At 69.5% G+C, this 7,308-nt stretch carries 9 protein-coding genes and 2 pseudogenes; 6 read left to right on the top strand and 5 right to left on the bottom strand.

Annotated elements, in window-relative coordinates:
- Nucleotides 1-124: 124 nt before the first annotated feature.
- Nucleotides 125-499 carry a phosphoglycerate mutase family protein gene (locus tag GT030_RS37130; RefSeq protein WP_272920691.1) on the top strand — a complete coding sequence of 125 codons (375 nt, stop codon included), beginning with the start codon at nt 125-127 and terminating at the stop codon, nt 497-499.
- Entirely contained in the window at nt 462-911 is a 450-nt protein-coding gene (locus GT030_RS37125; RefSeq protein ID WP_346009634.1) for a histidine phosphatase family protein, read from the top strand. Before GT030_RS37130 ends, GT030_RS37125 begins: the two co-directional genes overlap by 38 nt.
- A 185-nt stretch (nt 912-1,096) precedes the next feature.
- On the opposite strand, the gene GT030_RS13700 is transcribed toward GT030_RS37125, so the two are convergent.
- Nucleotides 1,097-1,540 carry a hypothetical protein gene (locus tag GT030_RS13700; protein ID WP_237522390.1) on the bottom strand — a complete coding sequence of 148 codons (444 nt, stop codon included), beginning with the start codon at nt 1,538-1,540 and terminating at the stop codon, nt 1,097-1,099.
- A 148-nt stretch (nt 1,541-1,688) separates the two neighbouring features.
- Nucleotides 1,689-2,408, bottom strand: coding sequence for an SDR family oxidoreductase (locus GT030_RS13695; RefSeq protein ID WP_161201354.1), 720 nt, complete (start codon nt 2,406-2,408; stop codon nt 1,689-1,691).
- A 468-nt stretch (nt 2,409-2,876) separates the two neighbouring features.
- On the opposite strand from GT030_RS13695, the pseudogene GT030_RS13690 reads away from it, so the two are divergent.
- Together GT030_RS13690 and GT030_RS13685 are read left to right on the top strand one after the other, a co-directional pair.
- Nucleotides 2,877-3,014 (top strand): annotated as a pseudogene (locus GT030_RS13690) (DJ-1/PfpI family protein); the annotation flags it as partial.
- Between the two features lie 145 nt (nt 3,015-3,159).
- Nucleotides 3,160-3,933: an NAD(P)H-dependent oxidoreductase gene (locus tag GT030_RS13685; protein ID WP_161201353.1), complete on the top strand. Its 774-nt coding sequence runs from the start codon at nt 3,160-3,162 to the stop codon at nt 3,931-3,933.
- A gap of 738 nt (nt 3,934-4,671) precedes the next feature.
- Here GT030_RS13685 and GT030_RS13680 read toward each other — a convergent pair.
- Entirely contained in the window at nt 4,672-4,986 is a 315-nt protein-coding gene (locus GT030_RS13680; protein WP_161201352.1) for a hypothetical protein, read from the bottom strand.
- Nucleotides 4,987-5,088: 102 nt separating this feature from the next.
- Here GT030_RS13680 and GT030_RS13675 point away from each other — a divergent pair, with 102 nt between their 5' ends.
- The gene (locus tag GT030_RS13675; protein WP_161201351.1) at nt 5,089-5,232 is read left to right on the top strand and encodes a hypothetical protein; all 144 of its coding nucleotides are present in this window, start codon (nt 5,089-5,091) and stop codon (nt 5,230-5,232) included.
- A 350-nt stretch (nt 5,233-5,582) separates the two neighbouring features.
- Here GT030_RS13675 and GT030_RS13670 read toward each other — a convergent pair.
- Both GT030_RS13670 and GT030_RS13665 read right to left on the bottom strand, forming a co-directional pair.
- Nucleotides 5,583-5,771: pseudogene (locus GT030_RS13670) on the bottom strand (hypothetical protein); the annotation flags it as partial.
- Between the two features lie 182 nt (nt 5,772-5,953).
- Nucleotides 5,954-6,562 carry a TetR/AcrR family transcriptional regulator gene (locus GT030_RS13665; protein WP_346009633.1) on the bottom strand — a complete coding sequence of 203 codons (609 nt, stop codon included), beginning with the start codon at nt 6,560-6,562 and terminating at the stop codon, nt 5,954-5,956.
- Between the two features lie 46 nt (nt 6,563-6,608).
- On the opposite strand from GT030_RS13665, the gene GT030_RS13660 reads away from it, so the two are divergent.
- On the top strand, nt 6,609-7,073 hold the full coding sequence (locus GT030_RS13660; RefSeq protein WP_161201349.1) for an SRPBCC family protein: 465 nt from the start codon (nt 6,609-6,611) through the stop codon (nt 7,071-7,073).
- Nucleotides 7,074-7,308 lie beyond the last annotated feature (235 nt).

The following is a 7,308-nucleotide window of genomic DNA, read 5'->3' as shown; positions in this document are numbered from 1 at the left end:
CACCGGCTGCCCGGGCTCGTGCCCAGCGCCTGGCGCCAGGAGAACGCCTAGGTGGATCGGCGGGTGGGCGCTGGGCTCGGCGCCCATCCGCGTCTTGCTTCGCACCTGCGGGAAGGAGTCCTTCATGACCACAGAACAGCGACCTGGGCCCCGACAGGGGCAGCAGCCGGTCGACTCTGCCCGTGGACTGGCGCCGCCATGCGGCCTGGAAGCGTTATGGGCGGTCCGGCACGGAGAGTCCACTGCCAACGTCGCCTTCGCCGCCGCGGCGGCCTCACGGTCCACCGAGCCGGTGGCCGGCAGGGACCGGGATGTGGCGCTCTCGCCGCTCGGTGTGCGCCAGGCCAAGGCCTTGGGCGGATGGCTCGCGCGTCAGGACTACAGCAGCGGCCCCGATCTGGTGGTGTGCTCGCCCTACCTGCGGGCCCGTCAGACCTGGCAGGTGATGCAGGAGTCCCGCCGTGGAGCACGGCGGCCGCGGTTCGGCGACGGTCGTTGACGAGCGGTTGCGTGATCGGGAGATGGGCGTCTTCGAACTGCATCCACCCACCGCTGTGCAGGTGCGCAGCCCGGAGGAGGCCGCCCGCCGGCGCCTGGTGGGGGAGTGGCACTACCGGCCGCCGGGGGGCGAGGCCTTCACCGACATGGCTCTGCGTGTGCGGCAGTTCATCAATGATCTTTCCCTGGCGGCACCCGGCCGCCGAGTCCTGCTGGTTGCGCACGACGGTGTGCTGCTCGCCCTGCGGTACGTCCTGACCGGGATCGGTGCGGCCGCGCCGGAGGAACTCCCGCCGGTGCCCAACGCGTCCGTGTCCCAGTGGGGAACCGACGGCCGCACGCTGCGGCTGCTCACCTGGGGTCACACCGCCCACCTGAACGCACTCACTACGACTCAAGGAGCCTCTTCGTGACCGGCGAGCCCCCTACGATCCCGTCCTCGGCAACATCGAGCCGGCGGCCTGTATGGCGACCAGCCCGATGAGGCGGCCCTGAGCGATCTACGCAGCACCGTGGCGGCCATCTTCGCAGCGGCGAGCGAAGCCACGGGTGCCGAGGCTGACCGGCTGCGTGAGCACCGGCGCGAACTGAACCGCCTTCAGCACGACCTGCGGCCCGACGACACTGACGCACTCACGGGCGCACGCGATCGGTGCGCCGCCATACGCCGCGAACTAGCGAGCGGCGCCGCGCGAGCCCTACCACCGAGGGGATGCTGCCCTTGGAGGAGAACTGCCGCATCTTCCGCGAGGAGATCGTGCCGGACCACCTCGAGGGCAGTGCCCCGCAGCGGTCCCCGGTCGCCGTGATCGTGGCGGGCCAGACCGGCGCGTGCAAGACCGCGGTGACCCGTCACGTGGTCGACCGGGCCGGTCAGCTCGCGGAAGAACAGCTCGAGGCGGTCGGTGTCGGTCGCGTCGAAGGCCGCCGTGCCCGCGGGCTGGAGTTCGCGTGCGGCCTGCTGCAGCCGCTCGGGATCACGTCCGGTCAGCACGACCTGACCCCCCTCCGCGCGCACACGGCGAGCGGTCGCGAGCCCCATGCCGGCGCTGCCGCCGATCACCACCACGGTCTGCCCTCCTAGGGCGCCGGCGGCGTCGTGCGGTGGCGTGCTGTCAGTCATCGGAACCTCCGACGGGCGTGCGATCCGGCACCACGGGCTCCCAGGGGCGAAGCCGTCCCCGAGGGGGTCACACGAGGGACGAGCCGCCGCGCAATTGCGGGTAGAGGGCCTCAGGTCCCTGGGACAACGCGGCCTGCACGCGCCGGCTGACGTCATCGGCGAGAACCTCGGGCCACCCTGCCTCGACTCCCTCCAGGGTCGCGCGGGCCACTGCGGCAGGGTCCGCCTTCGGCCCCGTGACGGCCGCAGCCATGTCTGTCGCGAGGTAGCTCACGTGCAGGGCGGTGACCTGTGTCCCCTGTTCCGCCAAAGCCACCCGCAGGGCGTTGGTCATCGACCACTCCGCGGACTTGGCCGCGGCATACCCGGCACTGGCCGTGATCGACACCCAGGAAAGCACCGAGAGGACGTTGACGATCGCCCCGCCGCCGTTACGGCCGAGGGTCGGGGCGAAAGCCCTGCTCATCGCGAGGGTGCCGAGCACATGTGTCTCGAACTCCGTACGGAAGGAGTCCAGTTCCGCGGTGAGGATGTGCGCCCGGGTCGTGGATCCGGCGTTGTTGACGAGGAGGGTCACGTCCGGCGCCTGTCCGGCCGCGGCCAGGACCGAGGCATGGTCGGTGATGTCCACGGCGACGGGCACGGCCTCGGGCACCGTCACCTTCGCCGGATCGCGGGCTCCGGCATAGACCTTGGCCGCGCCCGCTCCGAGCAGCGCTCGCACGAATTGCTCACCCAGCCCGCGGTTGGCACCGGTCACGAACGCGACTGATCCATCCACCTTCATGCGTGGACCCTTCCGGAAGGGGAGCCGAGGGCTGCAGACCTGGGTCGCGATGCGACAGTCCACAGCGGTCCCTTCCAAGCTATAGCGCCGCAGATTCCGCCACCACCCGACGCCGGCCCGCCGTCCGCACGGGGGGCGTCGCCGGTGGACCCGCCCCCCCCCCCGTGACGGGTCCCGCACCCGAGGAGTACACAAGCACGGCCCCGCTCAGCACGCATCGCGCCTCGTCCCCCGACCGGAACGACAGCTTGAGCCCGTGACCCGGCGTGGCAGGTCCTCGTCCTCGGGGTCGAGGCGGTCGGCGCCGTCAACCATTCCTGGGCGTGGCTGCCCCATGATGACCCGGCGTCTCACCCGCAAGAGCCCCGCACCGACACTCGGTCGAGGAAGCCACGGGCCACTCAGGAATGATTCCATACAAGCGTATAGCGCCAGCACAACCGTCGTCGCAGGCGTGCGCCGGGCCGGCTGGCCCTCGACCAACTCCCGGCCCTGGGCGTGACCCCGGCCAGCGAACGCGTGGTCTTCGACGGCAAGTACGTCACCGCCGCCGGTGTGTCCGCCGGTATCGACATGGCCCTGACCCTCGCTGGGCGCATCGCAGGCGGTTGATGTTGACCGGAGCAAGGCGGTCAGCCCGCGCCGGTCCTCGTCACTGAGTCGGTCCGCCCACGCGCGTTCGGCGGCGGGTTGCCCCAGGACGGGCCGGGTAGGTGCGCACGATCATGGACCTGCCAGAAGGGAACCGATAGTGAAAGTCCTGTGGCTCACAGCCCACCCCGAACCCCGTTCCCTGAACGGCTCCTTGTACCGCGACGGTGTCCGACACCTTCTAGACCAGGGACACGAGGTACGCACCAGCGACCTGTACGCGATGAATTTCGACCCAGTCGTCAGGGGCAGTGACTTCTCCCACCCCGACGGCGAACGACTCGTCGTGGGCAGCACGGCCCGACAGGCCTTTGAAAGGGGCACATTGTCCCCTGACATCTCGACTGAACACGACAAATTGTCCTGGGCGGACACGCTCGTCGTGCAGTTCCCGCTGTGGTGGTACGGGATGCCGGCCATCCTGAAGGGCTGGTTCGACCGCGTCTTCGTCGGTGGGTTCGCCTTCGGCGTCCGCGACGCCCAAGGGCGCCAGGTTCGCTACGGCGAGGGGGCGCTCGCAGGTAAGCGCGCGATGGTCGTCGTCAGTGCCGGGGCCCGGGAGGCGAGCCTCGGCCCCCGCGGCGTCAATGGTGAGCTCAACGACCTGCTCTTCCCTCTCCAGCACGGCACGTTGTGGTATGCGGGCATCGAGGTAGTGCCCCCGCTACTCGTCCACGGAGCTGACCGCGTGGACGAGGCCGCATACGCCTTCCACGCGAACGTCCTGCGCCAGCGCCTCGAGAACCTTCCGCACATCAGACCGTTGCCGTTCCGCCATCAGAACGGCGGCGACTACGACGAGGACTTGGTCCTGCGTCCCGAACTCAACCCGCTGGCTACGGGGACCGCCGCCCACTACCGCACCGAGAACTGAGGACGGCCCGCTTCGCGGGGAACAGGGGTGGACCTGCGAGAGAGGGCTGGGCTCGGTATCGCGCTGCCATTGGGGCACGCGATGCGATGAGTCCCGCCCGCCTGGGGCGCGGTGGCTTGCATCGCTGCGATATGCATCGCATGCCAGAAGCGTGCCTGGAAATTCCGATGCTCGGACGACGAGGCCTTGGCACGAATGGTGTGAGTCTGCGGCACGGGATCAGTGGTCCAGCGTCCCCCACCGAGGGCGTCCAGCGGTTCCTTCGTTGCCCTTTCACGGTGGTACTGGGCTGGAATGCCCCGGTAGAGGCCCGCAGCGCGGCGCTGGACGAGTCCGGTGCGGTAACCCGCCGGGAGGCCGCAGAGGACAGCTGTGGCGCGTCGGCAGGCGGTTTCGGTGTCTCCGTCGTGGTGGGCGCAGGTGGCGGCGTCGATGGCCAGCAGGGAGCGGGTCATGGTGCTGGTCGGCGCGGACAGCTCCAGGGCGCGCTGTGGCTGTCGTGGGCGCGGTGGGTGTCGCGCGGTCAGGGCGTGGCTGAGGTGGACGTGGTGTTTCTGTTCGCCGTGGGTGAGCCAGGTGTCCGCGCGGTCGGCTGTGCCGAGTTGTGCCATGAGGTTGTCGGCGTCGGTGAGCGCGGCGCCGCTGGGCCGCCGAGCTGGACAGCCGGACCCCCGGTGACTGACCTCCGACAGCAGCAGCCATGGGGCGCGTTCGGATGTGGTCCGAGCTGCTGGCTCGCTACTCCTGGGGCAGAGAGGCGAGCCAGCTGCCGTCCTGGAATTCGGCGGGGACCTCGCCCTCCCATGGGTCGATCCCGCGGCGCTCCAGTTCGTCGAACCACCTGTCCCGCTGTGACTCAGGGAGGCGTCGTCCGCACCAGGGGCAGAAGTCGATGGTGCTGCTTGACGTGCCGCCGTCGTGAATGATCAGTCCGTACTCCTGGAACTTGGCGCTGTAGCCGATCAGCGCCTCCGGGCAGGCGAAGGGGTCGTCGTGCTGGTCGCAGCGCACGTTCACGCGGCCGGTCATCGCCTCGCAGCAGTGATTGGTCATGACCCCAGCTTCTCGTTGATCACACTATGACCAGAAGTAGATCACGGGTGCGGTGATCACCTGGTGGCACGTGGAGACCTGACGCACGCGCAGCGTCCATCGGTGACCGAGCTGGAGAACCTGACCGTCAAGCACGGCGTCGAGTTCGCTGTGGTCTACAAGCTGGGCCCCGGCCCCAAGGGCACGGGCGGCCAGTACTTCCTACTCCGGTGTGTCCAACCGAGTAAAGATCCCCGTGGAGGCTGACACGCCACACGCACCCCAGGGGTCGTGCTTACCCGAGCCCAGCAGACAGAGCACTGCTGGACGGAAGCGAGGACGGCTGGGTCGTCATCAACTCTGAGCTGGGGCTATGAATCGGGACCATCTACAACACCGAGACCCGAGTGGCACTCGTCCTTGACGACGAGGCTGAGTACGCACACGTTCTCCGAGAGATGCGTGCGCACGGGCGTCCGTTCCTGGACTCCATCCCGTAGGAAAGTTGATGGCCCGCCTTCGGCTGGAGGCGGGCCCTCAGCGGGAAGTCCCCAGGTCACCGCCGAGCGGGAGCTGCCCGGCTGTGGTCTGCCGGTTGCGGGTGTGCCGGTGCACTGCTCGACGGCGGGGAGGCGGTCGGGGTCGGCGAGGACGCGGCGGGCGACGTCGTCGGCGGCGAGGCTGCAGCCGGTCATCGTGGAGGAGATGGCGGTGATCTGCTCGTGCCAGATCACCACCCCGTAGGTGTCGTCCAGGAGCGGCTCGAGGTCGGGGTGGGGGTAGTGGGGTGCGGCGCCGTGCCGGGCTGGACCTCGACGGATTCGAGCCGGTGCCTGAAGTCCAGGGACTCATGGGACGGTTCTCCAGACGCCTCGCGTCTGTCTCAGTAAGCCTGCGAAGCAGGTTGAGGCGTTCGTCTACCTCGGCGACCGTTGTTCGCACGGTGGTCGTCGTATGGTCCAGCCGTTTGGCCTGATCGGTGACTCCGTCACTTTGAGCCGTAGTAGAGCCGGAGGAACTCCTCCATCGCCGCGTCGACGCCGGCGCGGTCGCCGGTGGCGAGCAGGTCGAGCAGCAGACCGCGAACAGTGGCGAGCCCCAGCCTGGCCCGGTTCCGGGCCACGGCAGGGTCCGCCCCTGCGGCGACCTCGGCGGCCACGAGCGGCTCCAGCCAGTCGTTCACGAGCCCTTCGAGGACCGGGGCGGCCTCGGGGCGGCCCCGCAGCGCTTGTCCACAGACTTCGAAGAAGAGCCGCTCCTGACCAGCCAGTCGGGGGTCCGCCAGCTGCTGCCAGAGAAGCCGCGCAGCTTCGGCGGGCGGGAGACCGGGTTCCAGGCGGAGCCGGGACAGCTGATCACGCTGGCGCTGCTCCGACGTCCGGACGATCTCGGCGAGCAGCTGTTCCTTGGAGCCGAAGTAGTGGATCAGCATGCGGTGGCTGACGCCGATCGCGGCGCCCAGGCCGCGCAGGCTCAGGTCCGTGAGGCCGTGTGCCGCGACGTAGTCAACGGCCGCGTTCACCAGGTGAGCGCGTCGGCCCCCGTCCGCGACTGGCGCGCCCTCGCCCTCGGGATGCGAGCCGTCCGTATTCACCACGTCGCGAGCGTACCAATCGGTACATGCCGTGTGTACCGTCTGGTACATGAAGTCTGTCACCGTGTCGATCGACGTACAGCAGACGCCTGAGCAGGTCTATGACTTCCTCGACGTCATGGCTCACCACGAGCGATTCACCAACCACTACCTGATGGACTGGCGCTACAGCGGCCCTGGCCGCGGTATCGGTGCGTGCGCCACGGTCACAGCCGCGCTGGGCGGCACCAAGACCGACGTCACCATCGAGGTCGTCGAAGCCGACCCGCCGCGGCGCATCGTCGAGCGCAACATCAGCGCGGCCGGCCGACGCCTGGCCCAGGGGACCTACACCATCGAACCGCTGCGGGCCGGCGGGAGCCATGTGGCGTTCACCTACGTTTGGGTGCGCGCCCCGGTCGCCGACCGTCTGCTGGCACCCGTCGTCCGGGCCGTGATGCGGCGCGCCAACCGCACGGTCACGCGACGTCTGGCCGCCGAGTTGGCTCGCCATGTGTCCGTTGACGGCTCTTGAGGTCGGTACATGTCGGCTCTTCTGCCCGACGCAGGACCCGAGCCCACGGCGTCCCCGCCCGGGCTGGGCCCGGACTGCACGGGGCCGGCGCTTCGTCCCCGAGCGGGTTGCCTGGTTTCACGCAGCAGACGCGTGGCATACCGGCCGCCCCATCCCCCGGAGCAATACGCCCACCGGCACACACGTTCGATCTGCTGCGGCTGTCCGGGAACGACACGACTGGATGGCCGTATCG

Origin of the sequence: Streptomyces sp. SID1328, from assembly GCF_009865595.1 — a bacterium.
In the GTDB taxonomy this organism is placed as follows: Bacteria; Actinomycetota; Actinomycetes; order Streptomycetales; family Streptomycetaceae; genus Streptomyces; species Streptomyces griseoluteus.
The sequence above is the reverse complement of the archived record's forward strand: the minus strand, read 5'-3'. Positions and strand labels throughout refer to the sequence as shown.

What these genes read in the sequence shown, in the direction of transcription:
- GT030_RS13680 (WP_161201352.1), bottom strand. Translation starts at nt 4,986, where the DNA reads ATGACCAATCACTGCTGCGAGGCGATGACCGGCCGCGTGAACGTGCGC.
- GT030_RS13700 (WP_237522390.1), bottom strand. Translation starts at nt 1,540, where the DNA reads ATGGGGCTCGCGACCGCTCGCCGTGTGCGCGCGGAGGGGGGTCAGGTC.
- GT030_RS13660 (WP_161201349.1), top strand. Translation starts at nt 6,609, where the DNA reads ATGAAGTCTGTCACCGTGTCGATCGACGTACAGCAGACGCCTGAGCAG.
- GT030_RS37130 (WP_272920691.1), top strand. Translation starts at nt 125, where the DNA reads ATGACCACAGAACAGCGACCTGGGCCCCGACAGGGGCAGCAGCCGGTC.
- GT030_RS13695 (WP_161201354.1), bottom strand. Translation starts at nt 2,408, where the DNA reads ATGAAGGTGGATGGATCAGTCGCGTTCGTGACCGGTGCCAACCGCGGG.